The 15,469-nt window shown below is 69.1% G+C and carries 11 protein-coding genes and 2 tRNA genes; 4 read left to right on the top strand and 9 right to left on the bottom strand.

Translation table 11 applies throughout. The features are described 5' to 3' along the window. Positions 1 to 97 precede the first annotated feature (97 nt). Complete coding sequence (locus tag ACZ49J_RS01455) at positions 98 to 2,728, bottom strand: valine--tRNA ligase (RefSeq protein WP_467455526.1); 2,631 nt, start codon at positions 2,726 to 2,728, stop codon at positions 98 to 100. 136 nt (positions 2,729 to 2,864) lie between these two features. Between ACZ49J_RS01455 and ACZ49J_RS01450 the strand changes: the two genes are divergently transcribed. Beyond that, positions 2,865 to 3,803, top strand: a complete 939-nt coding sequence (locus ACZ49J_RS01450) for a hypothetical protein (protein ID WP_467455527.1) — start codon at positions 2,865 to 2,867, stop codon at positions 3,801 to 3,803. A gap of 152 nt (positions 3,804 to 3,955) precedes the next feature. Here ACZ49J_RS01450 and clpX read toward each other — a convergent pair whose 3' ends face one another. The 5 genes from clpX to ACZ49J_RS01425 form a co-directional block, all read right to left on the bottom strand. Further along, positions 3,956 to 5,242: an ATP-dependent Clp protease ATP-binding subunit ClpX gene (gene clpX, locus ACZ49J_RS01445; RefSeq protein WP_131570807.1), complete on the bottom strand. Its 1,287-nt coding sequence runs from the start codon at positions 5,240 to 5,242 to the stop codon at positions 3,956 to 3,958. A 174-nt stretch (positions 5,243 to 5,416) separates the two neighbouring features. Next, entirely contained in the window at positions 5,417 to 6,106 is a 690-nt protein-coding gene (locus ACZ49J_RS01440) for an ATP-dependent Clp protease proteolytic subunit (protein WP_467455529.1), read from the bottom strand. A gap of 328 nt (positions 6,107 to 6,434) precedes the next feature. After that, complete coding sequence (locus tag ACZ49J_RS01435; RefSeq protein WP_467455530.1) at positions 6,435 to 7,055, bottom strand: ATP-dependent Clp protease proteolytic subunit; 621 nt, start codon at positions 7,053 to 7,055, stop codon at positions 6,435 to 6,437. A gap of 931 nt (positions 7,056 to 7,986) precedes the next feature. Then, on the bottom strand, positions 7,987 to 9,387 hold the full coding sequence (gene tig, locus ACZ49J_RS01430) for a trigger factor (protein WP_467455531.1): 1,401 nt from the start codon (positions 9,385 to 9,387) through the stop codon (positions 7,987 to 7,989). Between the two features lie 216 nt (positions 9,388 to 9,603). Continuing rightward, positions 9,604 to 9,680 (bottom strand) — tRNA-Pro (locus ACZ49J_RS01425). A 166-nt stretch (positions 9,681 to 9,846) separates the two neighbouring features. Here ACZ49J_RS01425 and ACZ49J_RS01420 point away from each other — a divergent pair. Beyond that, positions 9,847 to 9,920: transfer RNA gene (locus ACZ49J_RS01420), tRNA-Gly, on the top strand. Between the two features lie 296 nt (positions 9,921 to 10,216). Here ACZ49J_RS01420 and ACZ49J_RS01415 read toward each other — a convergent pair. Continuing rightward, on the bottom strand, positions 10,217 to 10,411 hold the full coding sequence (locus tag ACZ49J_RS01415; protein ID WP_467455532.1) for a hypothetical protein: 195 nt from the start codon (positions 10,409 to 10,411) through the stop codon (positions 10,217 to 10,219). Positions 10,412 to 10,977: 566 nt separating this feature from the next. On the opposite strand from ACZ49J_RS01415, the gene ACZ49J_RS01410 reads away from it, so the two are divergent. Continuing rightward, complete coding sequence (locus ACZ49J_RS01410; protein ID WP_467455533.1) at positions 10,978 to 12,204, top strand: acyltransferase family protein; 1,227 nt, start codon at positions 10,978 to 10,980, stop codon at positions 12,202 to 12,204. A 4-nt stretch (positions 12,205 to 12,208) separates the two neighbouring features. Here the strand turns inward: ACZ49J_RS01410 and ACZ49J_RS01405 are convergent, their stop codons facing one another. Next, positions 12,209 to 12,679 carry an HD domain-containing protein gene (locus ACZ49J_RS01405; RefSeq protein WP_467455534.1) on the bottom strand — a complete coding sequence of 157 codons (471 nt, stop codon included), beginning with the start codon at positions 12,677 to 12,679 and terminating at the stop codon, positions 12,209 to 12,211. Positions 12,680 to 12,842: 163 nt separating this feature from the next. Between ACZ49J_RS01405 and ACZ49J_RS01400 the strand changes: the two genes are divergently transcribed. After that, positions 12,843 to 14,015, top strand: a complete 1,173-nt coding sequence (locus ACZ49J_RS01400; protein ID WP_467455535.1) for a cation:proton antiporter — start codon at positions 12,843 to 12,845, stop codon at positions 14,013 to 14,015. A gap of 110 nt (positions 14,016 to 14,125) precedes the next feature. On the opposite strand, the gene ACZ49J_RS01395 is transcribed toward ACZ49J_RS01400, so the two are convergent. After that, entirely contained in the window at positions 14,126 to 15,298 is a 1,173-nt protein-coding gene (locus ACZ49J_RS01395; protein WP_467455536.1) for a SpoIIE family protein phosphatase, read from the bottom strand. Positions 15,299 to 15,469 lie beyond the last annotated feature (171 nt).

Here is a 15,469-nt window from a genome sequence, read left to right as displayed (position 1 = left end):
ACAGAGGCTTGAGGCGGCTGTGCCGCAGACGTGAAGGCCCCCGGAACCTGAGGGCTCCGGGGGCCTTCGACGGCGTACGGACGGTACGAACGAACGGCTACGCCTGCGGCAGCCGCTCCAGCTGCGCCTGGATCCTGGCGATGTCCTCGTCGGCCTTCGCGAGCCGCGTGCGGATCTTGTCCACCACCTGGTCCGGGGCCTTGGCGAGGAACGCCTCGTTGCCGAGCTTGGCCGTGGCCTGCGCCTTCTCCTTCTCGGCGGCCGCGAGGTCCTTGGCGAGCCGCTTGCGCTCGGCGGCCACGTCGATCACGCCGGAGAGGTCCAGCGCGACCTCGGCGCCCGCCACCGGCAGGGTCGCCGTCGCCGCGAAGCCCTCGCCCTCCGGCTGGAGCCGGAGCAGCTGGCGGATGGCGGCCTCGTGGGGCGCCAGCGCCGTGCCGTCGAGGGTGAGGCGGGCCGGGACGCGCTGGCCCGGCTGCAGGCCCTGGTCGGCGCGGAAGCGGCGGACCTCGGTGATGACCGACTGGAGGGTCTCGATCTCCCTCTCCGCGGCCTCGTCACGGAAGCCACTGTCCTTCGGCCATGCCGCGAGGACCACGGACTCGCCGCCCGTCAGCGTCGTCCACAGCGTCTCCGTGACGAACGGGACCACCGGGTGCAGCAGCCTGAGGGTGACGTCCAGGACCTCGCCGAGGACCCGCTTGCTGACGTCGGCCGCCTCGCCGCCCGCCTGGAACGTCGTCTTGGACAGCTCGACGTACCAGTCGAAGACCTCGTCCCAGGCGAAGTGGAACAGGGCGTCGCTGAGCTTGGCGAACTGGAAGTCCTCGTAGTACGCGTCGACCTGCTCGACGGTCTCGTTCAGCCGGGAGAGGATCCAGCGGTCGGTGGCGGAGAGCTTCTCGGGGGCCGGGAGCTCGCCTTCCACCGTCGCGCCGTTCATCAGCGCGAAGCGCGTGGCGTTCCAGATCTTGTTGGCGAAGTTCCGGGACGCCTGGACCCAGTCCTCGCCGATCGGGACGTCGGTGCCGGGGTTGGCGCCGCGCGCGAGGGTGAAGCGGAGCGCGTCGGAGCCGTACTTGTCCATCCAGTCGAGCGGGTCGACGACGTTGCCGAACGACTTCGACATCTTCTTGCCGCGCTCGTCACGGACCAGGCCCGTGAGGGCGATGGTGCGGAACGGGACCTCGCCGTCCATCGCGTACAGGCCGAACATCATCATCCGGGCGACCCAGAAGAAGATGATGTCGTGGCCGGTCAGCAGGACGTCGGTCGGGTAGAACTTCGCGAGGTCCGGGGTCTTCTCCGGCCAGCCGAGCGTGGAGAACGGCCACAGACCGGAGGAGAACCAGGTGTCGAGGACGTCGGTGTCCTGCTTCCAGCCCTCGGCCTCCGTACCGGGCGGCTCCTCGTCGGGGCCGACGCAGACGACCTCGCCGTCCGGGCCGTACCAGACGGGGATCCTGTGCCCCCACCACAGCTGGCGCGAGATGCACCAGTCGTGCATGTTGTCGACCCAGTCGAAGTAGCGCTTCGACATGTCCTCGGGGTGGATCTTGACGCGCCCGTCACGGACGGCGTCACCGGCGGCCTTCGCCAGCGGGCCGACCTTGACCCACCACTGCATGGACAGACGCGGCTCGATGGTGGTCTTGCAGCGCGAGCAGTGGCCCACGGAGTGGACGTACGGGCGCTTCTCGGCGACGATCCGGCCCTGGGAGCGCAGGGCGCCGACGATGGCCGAGCGCGCCTCGAACCGGTCGAGCCCCTGGAACGGCCCGTGGGCGGTGATGACCGCCCGCTCGTCCATGATCGTGATGGACTCCAGGCCGTGGCGCTGGCCGATCGCGAAGTCGTTCGGGTCGTGGGCCGGGGTGACCTTGACGGCACCCGTGCCGAACTCGGGATCGACGTGCGTGTCCGCGACGACCGGGATGGAGCGGTCGGTCAGGGGCAGCTTGATCCGCTTGCCGATCAGGTGCCGGTAACGCTCGTCGTCGGGGTGAACGGCGACGGCCGTGTCACCGAGCATCGTCTCGGCGCGGGTGGTCGCGACGACGAGCGTCTCGTCGCCCTCGCCGTACTTGATGGAGACGAGCTCGCCGTCGTCCTCCTGGTACTCCACCTCGATGTCCGAGATGGCCGTCAGACAGCGCGGGCACCAGTTGATGATGCGCTCGGCGCGGTAGATCAGCTCGTCCTCGTACAGCCGCTTGAAGATGGTGAGGACGGCCTTGGACAGGCCCTCGTCCATGGTGAACCGCTCGCGGTCCCAGTCGACGCCGTCACCGAGGCGCCGCATCTGGCCGAGGATCTTGCCGCCGTACTCCTCCTTCCACTGCCAGACGCGCTCGACGAACTCCTCACGCCCCAGGTCGTGGCGGGACTTGCCCTCCTCGGCGAGCTGCTGCTCGACCTTGTTCTGGGTGGCGATGCCGGCGTGGTCCATGCCGGGCAGCCACAGCGACTCGTAGCCCTGCATGCGCTTGCGGCGCGTGAGGGCGTCCATGAGCGTGTGCTGGAAGGCGTGGCCCAGGTGCAGGCTGCCGGTGACGTTCGGCGGCGGGATGACGATGGTGTACGCGGGCTTGTCGCTCTTGGCGTCGGCGGTGAAGTAACCCCGTTCTACCCAGCGCTCGTACAGCTTCCCCTCTACCTCGGCCGGCGCGTACTGGGTCGGCAGTTCGGTGCTGGGCGCTGTGGGCTGCTGCTGAGCGTTCTCGGTCACGGGCTCAGTTTAGGGGTGTCACGGGGCAGTCCCGAAACGCGTTTGTTCTGTAACGGTGCGCCCCCCGATGGAACGCGCGCTCCCGGTCTGCGCCAGGATGTCAGCGGAACATAAGCATCTGGAGGGGAACCCAGAGATGAGCTACAACCAGCCGGGCCCGTACGGCGGGCAGCCTCCGCAGCAGCCTGGACCGTACGGCCAGCCGGGTCCCTACGGCCAGCAGCCGCAGGCGCCCCAGCCCGGCTACGGCTACCCGCAGCAGGCGCCGCCCGGGCAGCCCGGCTACGGGTACCCCCAGCAGGCCCCCCAGGGCGCACCGCCCCAGCAGCCGCCCTACGGCCAGCAGCCTCCGTACGGCCAGCAGCCGTACGGGGTTCCGCAGCCTCCCGCTCCCGGTGGTGGCGGCAAGAAGACGGGGATCATCATCGGCGCGGTGGCCGCCGTGGCCGCCCTCGCGGTGGGCGCGTACCTCGTGTTCGGCTCGGGCGGCAGCGGCGGGGGGTCGGACATCGCGGACGACGGGCCGCACAAGCTGACGACGCCGGCGACGGTGCTCGGCGAGTACAAGAAGTCGTCCAACACGGGCGACGGCATGAGTTCGAGCGACCTGGACAAGGCCGAGAGCTGGGGCATCAAGGGCCCCAAGGACGTCAGCGCCAACTACCAGGCGGGCGACACCAGCAACCCGCTGGCCGGGAAGATGCTCACCTTCGGCGGTATCTACGGCGAGATCGAGGACCCGGAGAAGGCGGTCGACGGGTTCTTCGCCATGCAGAAGTCGGAGGCTCAGAAGGAGGACATCACCTTCGAGGGCGACCCCAAGGAGTACACGCCGAGCTCGCTCGACGGCGCCGTCATGAAGTGCCAGGAGGCCAAGGGCGACATGCCCTCCACGGGCACCACGGGCGGGCCGAGCGAAATGAGCATCGTCTACTGCGTGTGGGCCGACCACAGCACGCTCGGCTTCGTGATGCCGATGGAGTACTCGGACCTCGCGGCGGGCAAGGCCGCGGACCCGAACGAGACGGCGGAGACCGCCGCCAAGCTCCGTAAGGAAGTCCGCGTCAAGGCCTGATCCGGCGGAGCGACTGCTCGACCACAGAGCTCGATCACACAGCTCGACCGCACTGCTTGACTGCTGCTCGACCGCTGCGTAACTGCGAAGGGGCCCCGGTCCGTTGACCGGGGCCCCTTCGTGTGTGCCTGTGCTCCTGTGCGGCGCGGGCGCTACGCCGTCTTCTGCTCGCCCGAGCCACGGCCCCGGGCATCGCGCGGGATCAGCGTCGGGTTCACGTTCGACAGGACGACGTCCGCCGTGATGACCACGCGGGCCACGTCCTTGCGGGACGGGACCTCGTACATGACCGCCTGGAGGACCTCCTCCATGATGGCGCGCAGACCGCGGGCGCCGGTCTGGCGGAGGATGGCCTGGTCGGCGATGGCCTCCAGGGCCTCACGCTCGAAGTCCAGCTCCACGCCGTCGAGTTCGAAGAGGCGCTGGTACTGCTTGACCAGCGCGTTGCGCGGCTCCACCAAGATCTGCAGGAGGGCCTTGCGGTCGAGGTTGTGGACCGAGGTGATGACGGGCAGACGGCCGATGAACTCCGGGATCATCCCGAACTTGACCAGGTCCTCGGGCATGACGTCCTCGAACTGGTCCTTGGACTCCAGCTCGCGCTTGGAGCGGATGGTCGCGCCGAAGCCGATGCCCTTCGCGCCCGCGCGGGACTCGATGATCTTCTCCAGGCCCGCGAACGCGCCGCCCACGATGAACAGGACGTTCGTGGTGTCGATCTGGATGAACTCCTGGTGCGGGTGCTTGCGTCCCCCCTGGGGCGGGACGGAGGCCGTGGTGCCCTCCAGGATCTTCAGGAGGGCCTGCTGGACACCCTCGCCCGACACGTCCCGTGTGATGGACGGGTTCTCGCTCTTGCGGGCCACCTTGTCGATCTCGTCGATGTAGATGATCCCGGTCTCGGCCTTCTTGACGTCGTAGTCGGCGGCCTGGATGAGCTTCAGCAGGATGTTCTCGACGTCCTCGCCGACGTACCCAGCCTCCGTGAGCGCCGTCGCGTCGGCGATGGCGAACGGGACGTTGAGCATGCGGGCCAGGGTCTGCGCGAGGAGGGTCTTGCCTGAGCCGGTCGGTCCCAGCAGGAGGATGTTCGACTTCGCCAACTCGATGGCGTCGTCACGGCCGTTCGCCCCGCCGTTCTCGCCGGCCTGGACGCGCTTGTAGTGGTTGTACACCGCGACCGAGAGGGCCTTCTTCGCGGCCTCCTGGCCGACGACGTACCCCTCGAGGAACTCGTAGATCTCGCGGGGCTTCGGGAGTTCCTCCCAGCGGACCTCGCTGGTCTCCGCGAGCTCTTCCTCGATGATCTCGTTGCAGAGATCGATGCACTCGTCGCAGATGTACACACCGGGGCCTGCGATGAGCTTCTTGACCTGCTTCTGGCTCTTGCCACAGAACGAGCACTTGAGCAGATCGCCGCCGTCACCGATGCGTGCCACGGTGTGCTTCCCCTTCGCCTGGGAGACGCCTAGGTCCAGCGGCTCCTGGTGCTGCCTTATGTCCGACGGTACCTTGCCGGGCCCCCCGTTCGGGCCCCCCTTGGCACGGTTCGCTTTGACGTGCACCGGGCCAAACCATGCCAAGGGGCGGCAGACGATACTCCTCCGGCCGTCCTAGCGGACGTCGGCGTTGTTCATCTTCCGGGTCGAGATGATCTGGTCGATCAGTCCGTACGAGAGCGCGTCCTCGGCCGTGAGGATCTTGTCGCGCTCGATGTCCTCGCGGATCTTCTCGACCGGCGTGGTGGAGTGCTTGGCCAGCATCTCCTCCAGCTGCGAGCGCATCCGGAGGATTTCGTTGGCGGCGATCTCCAGGTCGGAGACCTGGCCGCGGCCGGTCTCGCTGTACGGCTGGTGGATCAGCACGCGGGCGTTCGGCAGCGCCATGCGCTTGCCGGGCGTACCGGCGGCCAGCAGGATGGCGGCGGCGGAGGCCGCCTGGCCCATGCAGACCGTCTGGATGTCCGGCTTCACGAACTGCATCGTGTCGTAGATGGCCGTGAGCGCGGTGAAGGAGCCGCCCGGGCTGTTGATGTAGACCGAGATGTCACGGTCGGGGTCCATCGACTCCAGGCACAGCAGCTGCGCCATGACGTCGTTGGCGGAGGCGTCGTCGATCTGCACGCCGAGGAAGATCACGCGCTCCTCGAAGAGCTTCGCGTACGGGTCGTACTCGCGCACGCCCTGGGAGGTGCGCTCGACGAAGCGCGGGATGACGTAGCGGGACTCGGCGCGGGGGCCGGTGTATTCGGCCTGGGAAGCCTGCATACGGTCGTAGAGGCCGCTGCCGGGGAAGTCGTTCACTGTGGGTCTCCTGGGAGCCTGAGAGGGGCTGAGGCGGTCGGCTGGGGGTCTGGGGCCCGGCGGGTCGCCGGAGCGCTCGTGCGCCGGGCTGCGCGCCGTCGTGCGGGGTCGCGGTCCCCTCGCTTCCATCGTCGTACGTCGTCCCGGTGATCGGGATCGGTGGGTCCGTCGTCCGATCCCGGCCCGTCGTCACGTCGTCCTGTGTGGTCGCGGGGGCCCGGCTCCGTCGTACGGGCCGTACCGCCTGTGCGGTCCGTACAGTCCGTACGGCTGCGCGGAGTCGCGCGCCGGTGTGCGATGACTCCGGCTCGCGCCCGGCGTGCGCCGGTTACACCGCCCCGGTGCCGCCGCCGCCCGGCAAGCTGGCGGCGTGCGTGATGACGTCGTCGATGAGGCCGTAGTCCTTGGCCTCGTAGGCGTCGAACCAGCGGTCACGGTCGGAGTCGCGGGTGATCTGCTCGACCGTCTGGCCGGTGTGGTGCGCCGTGAGCTCTGCCATGCGCTTCTTGGTGTGCAGCAGCCGCTCGGCGTGGATCTTGATGTCGGAGGCCGAACCGGCGAGACCGGCGGAGGGCTGGTGGATCAGGATCTCGGCATTGGGCAGCGCGAAGCGCTTGCCCGGCGTGCCCGCGCTGAGCAGGAACTGGCCCATGGAGGCGGCGAGGCCCATGGCGATGGTCACCACGTCGTTCTTGATGAACTGCATGGTGTCGTAGATCGCCATGCCGGCCGTGATCGAGCCGCCCGGGCTGTTGATGTACAGGTTGATGTCCTTGTCGGGGTCAGCGGCAAGGAGCAGCAGCTGTGCGGTGATCTTGTTCGCGATGTCGTCGTCCACCGGCTGGCCGAGGAAGATGATCCGCTCGCCGAGCAGCCGGTTGTAGACCTGGTCGCCGAGGCCACCACCGATGGAAGGCTCGCCGGCGGCGGAGGGCATCAGATTCGTCACGTATCCACCTGCTCGTCTTACGACGGCGCCGGGCCGTCTCACGTCTTCTGCTGGGGCCTGGGATCCCGTGTTCACCCCTGGCGGGGCGACTCCGGGGACTCCCCTGCCCTCGTATTCATGGACCCTAACGCGCGGGTCCCTCCGGCGAATCCCGCAGAGGGAACTGTTCGCTGTCAGCGCATGCGCTCCGCTGGGTTCGCGGGGCCTCCGGGCGCGCCCTGCCTTTGAGCGGCCCCCTTACTCGTGGGCGCCGCCACGGGGCTCCGCCCCGGGCCCCGTCCGGCGGTCTCGTCAGCCGGTGTCCTGTGCGTGGGCGACTGCGACTTCATCGTGGCTTGTCGCGCAGTTCCCCGCGCCCCCGAAGAACACGGGCGTACCCGGAAGCGCAGCGCACCGCTCCCGGGGTCCACCACCGCGAACCGCCACACGCCACCCACCGCGCACGAGCACCCACCACCGGCCACGCACGGCCTGCACGCGACCCGCCACCCGCCACCCGTGCACAAACCACACCGCGCACCGCGCACCGCGCACCGCGCACCGCGCACCGCGCACCGCGCACCGGCAGACGGGTACGCGCGGAAGGGGGTGTGCCGGGAGGTGTCCGCCCGCAGCGGCCGGCGTCCGCCGCCGCCTCTCGCACCCTCAGCACCGCCGGACCGAGTACGGAGACCTCCCGGCGCGCCCCCGACCCACGAGCGAACCACCGGCGCCCCTCCACGGCGGGAAAGCCGCGTACGCACCAGCAGCCCGTGCGAGCGCGGCGGCGCGGCGCCCACACCACGACGGCGGGACAGAGCACGCGCGCACGCAGCGCCCACCCGCACGTGCGAGCGAGCGAGCGCGGCGGCGTACGGACGCCGACGGGCCCCGAGAGGGCGCGGATGCGCCTCTCGGGGCCCGTCAGGGGTGTGCTGCGGGTGCCGGCAGGTCAGGCCTCGGGCTTGTCCTCGGCCGGGGTCTCGGCGGAGCCCTCCGCGGACTCGGCCGTCTCGGCGGAGCCCTCGGTGTCCTCCTCGTCCTCGTCGTCCAGGTCGACGACCTCGCCGTTGGTGTCCTTGACCGTGGCGGCCTCGACGACCAGGGCCAGGGCCTTGCCGCGGGCGACCTCGCCGACGAGGAGCGGAACCTGGCCGCCCTCGACGACCGCCTGGGCGAACTGGTCGGGCGACATCCCGGAGGAGGCGGCACGGCGCATCAGGTGCTCCGTCAGCTCCTCCTGGTTGACGTTCAGCTTCTCCCTGGAGACCAGCTCGTCGAGGACGAACTGGGTCTTGATGCCCTTGACCGCGGCCTCGCGGGTCTCCTCCTCGAACTCCTCGGCGGTCTTGCCCTGGAGCTCCAGGTACTTCTCGAGGTCGAGGCCCATCTGGCCGAGCTGGTGGTGCTCCAGGTTGTGCTTGCGGGTGTTGATCTCGTCCTCGAGCAGCTTCTCGGGGACGGGCACCTCGACGAGCTCCAGCAGCTTCTCCAGGACGCGCTCCTGGGCCTGCGTGGCCTGGTCGTACTGCTTCATGTTCTCGAGGCGCTTGCGGCTGTCCGCCTTCAGCTCCTCCAGCGTGTCGAACTCGGACGCGAGCTGCGCGAACTCGTCGTCCAGCTCCGGCAGCTCCCGGGCGGCGACCTGGGTGACCTTGACCGTCACCTCGGCCTCCTTGCCGGCCGCCGAGCCACCCTTGAGCTCGGAGGTGAAGGTGGTCTCGCCACCGGCCTCCAGGCCCTTCACGGCGTCGTCGATGCCATCCAGCAGCTCGCCGGAGCCGATGGTGTAGGAGACGCCGTTCGCGACGCCGTCCTCCAGCACCTCACCGTCGACCTTGGCCTCCAGGTCGATCGTCACGACGTCGCCGTCCTCGGCGGCGCGCTCGACGGGGGACGTCGAGGCGAAGCGCTCACGGAGCTGCTCGACCGACTTCGCGATGTCCTCGTCCGTGACCTCGACAGCGTCGACCTCGACCTCGATACCGGAGTAGTCCGGGATCTCGATGGTGGGGCGGACGTCGACCTCGGCGGTGAAGTTCAGCATCTCGCCGTCCTTCAGCTCCGTGATGTCGACCTCGGGCTGGCCGAGGACGTTCAGCTCGGCCTCGTTGACCGCCTCGGTGTAGAGCTTCGGAAGCGCGTCGTTGACGGCCTCCTCCAGCACGGCGCCGCGACCGAAGCGCTGGTCGATGACCCGGGCCGGGATCTTGCCCTTGCGGAAGCCCTTCACCGTGACCTGCTGGTTGATCTTCTTGTACGCCGCGTCGAGGCTGTCCTTGAGCTCCTCGAAGGGCACCTCGACAGTGAGCCGAACCCTGGTCGGGTTCAGGGTCTCCACGGCGCTCTTCACGGTTCGGTCTCCTTGTGGCTGACTTCTTGGGTTTCTGCTGATCGCTGCCGCCGGTCCGGACGACCGGAGCAGAGCCTCAGCGGATTCGCGGGCCCTGAGAGACGTAACAGTGCAGACACACGGGCGCGCAGCTTGCATAGTAACCGCAGGCGGTTCGCGCCCCCAAAAGATGAGCTGGGCGCTCCGGGCCACCCGGGCGGGGCGGGTTCCGGCTGGTGGTCGGGGTGGCGGGATTTGAACCCACGGCCTTCCGCTCCCAAAGCGGACGCGCTACCAAGCTGCGCCACACCCCGTCTGGTGCGACACGTAGGGTACATGGCCGCAGGCGGTGGGACTCCCGCATTTCACGAGCGGGAGCCCCGCAACCGGCGCGACCGGGAAACGGGGTGTGCGGTGAGGGTGCCCGACCCGCTACGATGCCTTCTGTGCCGCGGTCACCTGACCTGCGGCGCGACCTGTGCGGGCGTAGCTCAATGGTAGAGCCCTAGTCTTCCAAACTAGCTACGCGGGTTCGATTCCCGTCGCCCGCTCCATACGGCTCAGGGCCAGGTCGGAGGGCACTTCCTCCGCCTGGCCCTGATCGTTTTCGGGAACTCTGTTTCAGTCCGTGGCCCCCGCATGCCCTGCGCCCGGGGCGGCGAGGCGGCCCCGCCCCGTTCCCTCTCGCGGCCCGCGGAACGAGATCCTCTGGACGCGGAGTGTGACCACCCGGGAGTGCGGCACGCGGGCGCTCCCGGCCCCCGCCCCCCAGCCCTCGCTCACAGGTGATCGCGAGTGGGTGTGCCGGACGCGGCCGCCGGGGGCCGCGACCGCGAGGCCGGAAGCAGGGCTAGAACTGGATCGAGTTGATCGTCTCGGCTATGGAGTTGAGGAACCTCTGGATGTCGTCGGCCATGCCGGTCGAGGCGAGGAAGAAGCCGAAGAGCACGGCGACCACCGCGGGTCCGGCCTTGAGATTCCCCCCTCGCACCAACACCACCAGGATGATCGCCAACAGCAGCACCACTGACAGCGAAATGGCCACAACTCATCACACCCTCGTCGGTCCGCTCACCCGGCCCGGGAGTGCCGTCCCCGCGCACCCCCGTCGGAACCATCGTGCCACCAACGCGGCTCACCTATGCGGCACGTGGGCCAACGTTGACCGGTCCCCCTGCGCGACCCTCACCCCCTCACCCCCAACGGCCGCTCATCGCACGGCAATTCGAGGGGTCACCCGCAGTCGAATTCCGGGTGATCATTTCGCTGCACACACATCCCCTCCTCAGCTAATTCCAATTGTCGCCACAGGCGCGTCAAGGACCCCGAGGAAGCGGACATTTCGCCAGAGTCGCCCGCGAACGTTATGCACCATTTAGTCCGGAAGAATGCGGACAGAAGGGCAACAATGGGCGCGGTGACGTGACAGCAATCACCTGCACCTCTTCCCCAAATCCGGGTATCCGAAGGCGGTAATCCAGGAATCACGTCGAGGGTTTTACGAAATCCCACAGACAACGCTAGGGTGCCTCAGATGTTCACCGCTGCCTCGTCCCCCGCACGCGCAGCGAGTGCCCGGACCACCCCCCGGACTTCCCGGTGGGAGGGTCTGTGACGAACTCGCTGCGACCGCACGGCCCCAGGGCGCCGCTCCCCCCGGCTCAGCAGTCGACGGACGGAGTGCCGAGCCCGCGTTCCCCCCACACGACACGGCCGGCCGCCGGCGCCGTGCCGGACGCCAGACCGGTCAAACAGCGCGACGCGTTCTTCGACAACGCCAAGTACCTGGCCATCGTGCTCGTCGCGATGGGCCACGCCTGGCAGCCCCTCACCGGCCACAGCCGCGCCGCCGAGGCGCTCTACATGGTCGTCTACACCTTCCACATGCCGGCGTTCATCGTCATCTCCGGTTATTTCTCGCGCAGTTTCGACATGCGCCCCGACCGGCTGCGGCGTCTGATCACCGGCGTGGCCGTCCCGTACGTGGTCTTCGAGGTCGCGTACTCCTTCTTCAAGCGCTGGGCCGACGACGACCCGGGCCATCCGATCAGCCTGCTCGACCCGTGGTACCTCACCTGGTTCCTGATCGCGCTGTTCGTGTGGCGGATGACGACCCCGCTGTGGAAGGTCGTGCGCTGGCCCGTGCCGCTCGCGCTCGGCATCGCCGTCCTCGCCTCCGTCTCACCCGACATCGGCGACGACCTGGACCTCCAGCGCGCCCTGCAGTTCATGCCGTTCTTCGTGGCGGGCCTGTGCATGAAGCCGGAGCACTTCCAGCTGATGCGGCGCCGCGAGGTGCGGATCCTGTCGGTGCCGGTGTTCGCGCTCGCCCTGGCGGTCGCCTACTGGGCGGCGCCGCGCATGACCTCGGCGTGGTTCTACCACCGTGACAGTGCGCAGGAGCTGGGCTCTCCGTGGTGGGCCGGCGTCGTCATGACGCTCGCGCTCTTCGGCTGCTCCATGGTGCTCACGGCCTGCTTCTTCGCCTGGGTTCCGCGCCGCAAGATGTGGTTCACGGTGCTCGGCGCGGGCACGCTGTACGGCTACCTGCTGCACGGCTTCCTCGCCAAGGGGTCGCGCTTCTGGGGCTGGTACGACACCTACGACTGGGTCTACCAGCCGGTCGGCGAGATCTTCGTCACCTTGCTGGCGGTCGCGGTCATCACCGTGCTGTGCACCCCGCCGGTGCAGCGGATGTTCCGGTTCGCCATGGAGCCGAAGATGGAATGGGCCTTCAAGCGGGACGCGACGGAGCTCGCGCGCGAGCGCGGCAAGGCCGGCAGGGCGGACAAGAACGACAGGGCGGGTAAGGCGGACAGGGCCGACGCCAAGGCCTGACCTCTCAGCTCCCTTCGCGCCCAGCCTCCTCGGCCGTCAGGCCGAGGAGGCTTCGCATATGGGCGTACTTCTTCTGCAGCCGGGCGCGGGTCACCTCGTCAAGGACCGCGAGCCGGGCGGGATCGGCGTTGTGCGCGAGGTCGGACTCCTTGACCAGGAGGGCGCCCGGGGTGGCGAGGATGCGCGCCGCGTACGCCTCAGGGGATTCTCCGGGCCGTTTGGTGAGCGCCCGCACGACGTCCTTCGTACGGTCCGTCAGGGCGGCGTCGCGCAGCCACTCCTCCGACAGCGCGTCGTCCTCCAGCGCGTCATGCAGCCAGGCCGCCGCGATCTGCTCCTCGTCACCGCCGCGAGCCCGGACACCCTCGGCCACGGCCCGCAGGTGTTCCGCGTAGGGGCGTCCGGCCTTGTCGGTCTGGGTGGCGTGTGCGTTGCGGGCGAGGGCCTCGACTTCGGTGAGCGTCAGGAGGGTCACGGGCCCAGTCTGCAGGCTGTGGATAACTCACCGCACCTCCGGGATACTTTGGTAAAGTAACTATTGACGCGTTCTTGACGCTTCCTTTACCGAACCGACCGGCCTGGCTGAACTGGCTGAACTGGAGGACGAGCCCATCGGACACGCAGACACGCTCATCGCCATGGGCGGCGCTTTCCTCGCCGCCGCGGTCCTCGCGCGCCTCGGCGGGCGCATAGGACTGCCCACCATTCCCCTCTTCATCCTGGCCGGGATCCTGCTCGGCCCGCACACGCCCGGAGTCGTGCTCCTCTCGGATCCGCACGACATGGAGATGCTCTCCGCGCTCGGCCTGGTGCTGCTGCTCTTCTACCTGGGCCTCGAGTTCCACATGGACGACCTCAAGGCGGGCGGCCGGCGCATGGCGCTCGCCGGGGGCACGTACCTCGCGTTGAACGTGGGCGCGGGGCTGGGCTTCGGGTTCGCCCTCGGGTGGGGCACCTCGGAGGCGCTGGTCCTCGCCGGGGTGCTCGGGATCTCGTCGTCCGCGATCGTCACCAAGGTGCTGGTGGACACGGAGCGGCTCGGCAACGCGGAGACCAAGCCCATACTCGGGATCATCGTGGTGGAGGACATCTTCCTCGCCCTCTACCTCGCGGCGCTGCAGCCGATCCTGTCCGGGGCTGACTCGCTGTCGTCGGCGGTGCTGGACGCGGGCAAGGCGTTCGGGTTCCTGCTGCTCCTGGCGTTGGTGGCGCGGTTCGGGACGCGTGTGGTGGGGCGTCTGTTCTCCACACGGGACGACGAGTTGCTCGTGATCTCCTTCCTCGGGGCGGCGGTGTTCGTGGCCGGGGTGTCGGAGTGGTTCGGGGTGGCGGACGCGATCGGGGCGTTCATGGTGGGTCTGATGCTGGGGAGTACGGCGTCGGGGGCGCGGATACGCAAGCTCGTGCATCCGCTGCGGGACGCCTTCGGGGCGATCTTCTTCTTCGCGTTCGGGCTCTCGATCGATCCTGGTCATCTCCCGGTCGTGGTGTGGCCGGTGCTGGCCGCGGTGGCCTTGACGATGGCGATGAATGTGCTGGCGGGGGTGGGGGCGGCTCGTGTGTACGGCTTCGGGGCCGGGGCGACGGCCAACATCTCCACGACGTTGCTGGCCCGGGGAGAGTTCGCGTTGATTCTCGCGACGATGGCGGCCGGTGCGGGGCTGGATGACCGGCTGCCCCCCTTCATAGCGGGCTATGTGCTGCTGCTGGCCGTTCTGGGGCCCCTGACGGCGGTTCGGTCGCACTGGTTGGCCCGGGTGCTGCCGGGGCGACGGGAGGGTGAGGTGTCCCAGTCACCGTTGGTGGGTTAGGGGGCGAGGGGGCTGGTGGGTGGCTGAGGGTTCCCCGAGGGGGGCTCGCCCCCGCCGCCCCTGCGCGTCCCGGCCTCAGAGGCTCCGCCCAAGCCCCGCCTTCGTCTCGGTCAGCGAGGGCTCGTTGGGCCCTCTCGGCAGATCAGGAGCAGGGCTCGGTCGTCGTTCACGTCCTTGGCCACCGCTTCGATGAGGTGCCAGGCGGCGCCGTGGAAGCCTCCGGCCACGTACCGGTCGGCCTCGCCCGTGAGACGGTCGATGCCTTCCACGATGTCGCGGTCGGACGTCTCGACCAGCCCGTCCGTGAAGAGCATCAGGACGTCGCCGGGCCGGAGAGAGCCCTTGACGGGGTCGAACTGGGCGCCGTCGTAGACGCCCAGCAGCGGACCCTCCGCGGCCTTCTCCTCCCAGCGGCCGCTGCCCGCGCTGAGTTGGAGCCCGGGCGGGTGCCCGGCGGAGAAGAGTTCGTAGTCGCCCGAGTCCAGATCCAGGACGAGGTGGATCGAGGTGGCGAAGCCCTCGTCCCAGTCCTGACGGAGGAGGTAGCCGTTCGCGGCGGGGAGGAAGGCATGGGGTGGGAGCGATCCCAGCAGGCCGCCGAAGGCACCGGAGAGGAGCAGCGCGCGGGAGCCCGCGTCCATGCCCTTGCCCGAGACGTCCGTGAGGACGACCTCCAGCGTGCGGCCGCCGTTGGTACGGGCCGCGACCACGAAGTCGCCCGAGAAGGACTGTCCGCCCGCCGGCCGCAGCGCCATCTCGCGGTGCCAGCCCAACGGCAGCTGCGGCAACTTGCTCTGGACACGGATGCGTTCACGCAGGTCGAAGAGCATCGTGCCGCCCCGCCGCCAGGGGACACCGACCCGGCTGCGGAACTGTGCGATGAGGAGTCCGAAGAAGCCACAGGCGGCGACGACGAGCACGATGCCCGGTGTCACCCGGGACGGGCCCTCCGTGTACGGGCCGAGCTGCACGGACTCCACTATCAACGCGGTCGCGGCAGCCGCGTACAGCGCCAACAGGCTGGCCGGGCGCAGCAGCAGGCCGCCCGCCACGATCGGAAGGACCAGGACCGCCGGGGAGACCCACACCGAGTTGGCCATCGTGCACGCGGCGATCACGGGGATCAGCAGCATCAGACCGGCGAGGGCGACCCAGTCGGAGCCGTCACCCCGGAAGTAGTCGACGGCGGATTTGCGCACGCCGGTGCGGACCCGGTGAGCCAGTTTCTTCAACCGGGCCGTGAACGTCTCGGCCTCCGCGCGCCGCTCTCGTCCTGCTGCCATTGTTCGGGACCTTATCGATCGGACCAGCTCTTGTGCACGGGAGGTCCTACTTGTCCCCCTTCCGAGGGCCGGTTCACGACGAATCTCACACAGATATCACGTGGAGGGACGACATGGACCGGACGGCCCCGCACTCCGACAGGTCGCGCGAAAATTGTTAGCCCGGCCCCG

This window comes from Streptomyces sp. NPDC030840 (assembly GCF_055572015.1).
This window is presented reverse-complemented; position numbering and strand designations above follow the sequence as displayed.

Excerpts from the sequence above, each read along its gene's own strand:
- ACZ49J_RS01450 (WP_467455527.1), top strand. The coding sequence starts at position 2,865 with ATGAGCTACAACCAGCCGGGCCCGTACGGCGGGCAGCCTCCGCAGCAG.
- ACZ49J_RS01400 (WP_467455535.1), top strand. The coding sequence starts at position 12,843 with ATGGGCGGCGCTTTCCTCGCCGCCGCGGTCCTCGCGCGCCTCGGCGGG.
- ACZ49J_RS01395 (WP_467455536.1), bottom strand. The coding sequence starts at position 15,298 with ATGGCAGCAGGACGAGAGCGGCGCGCGGAGGCCGAGACGTTCACGGCC.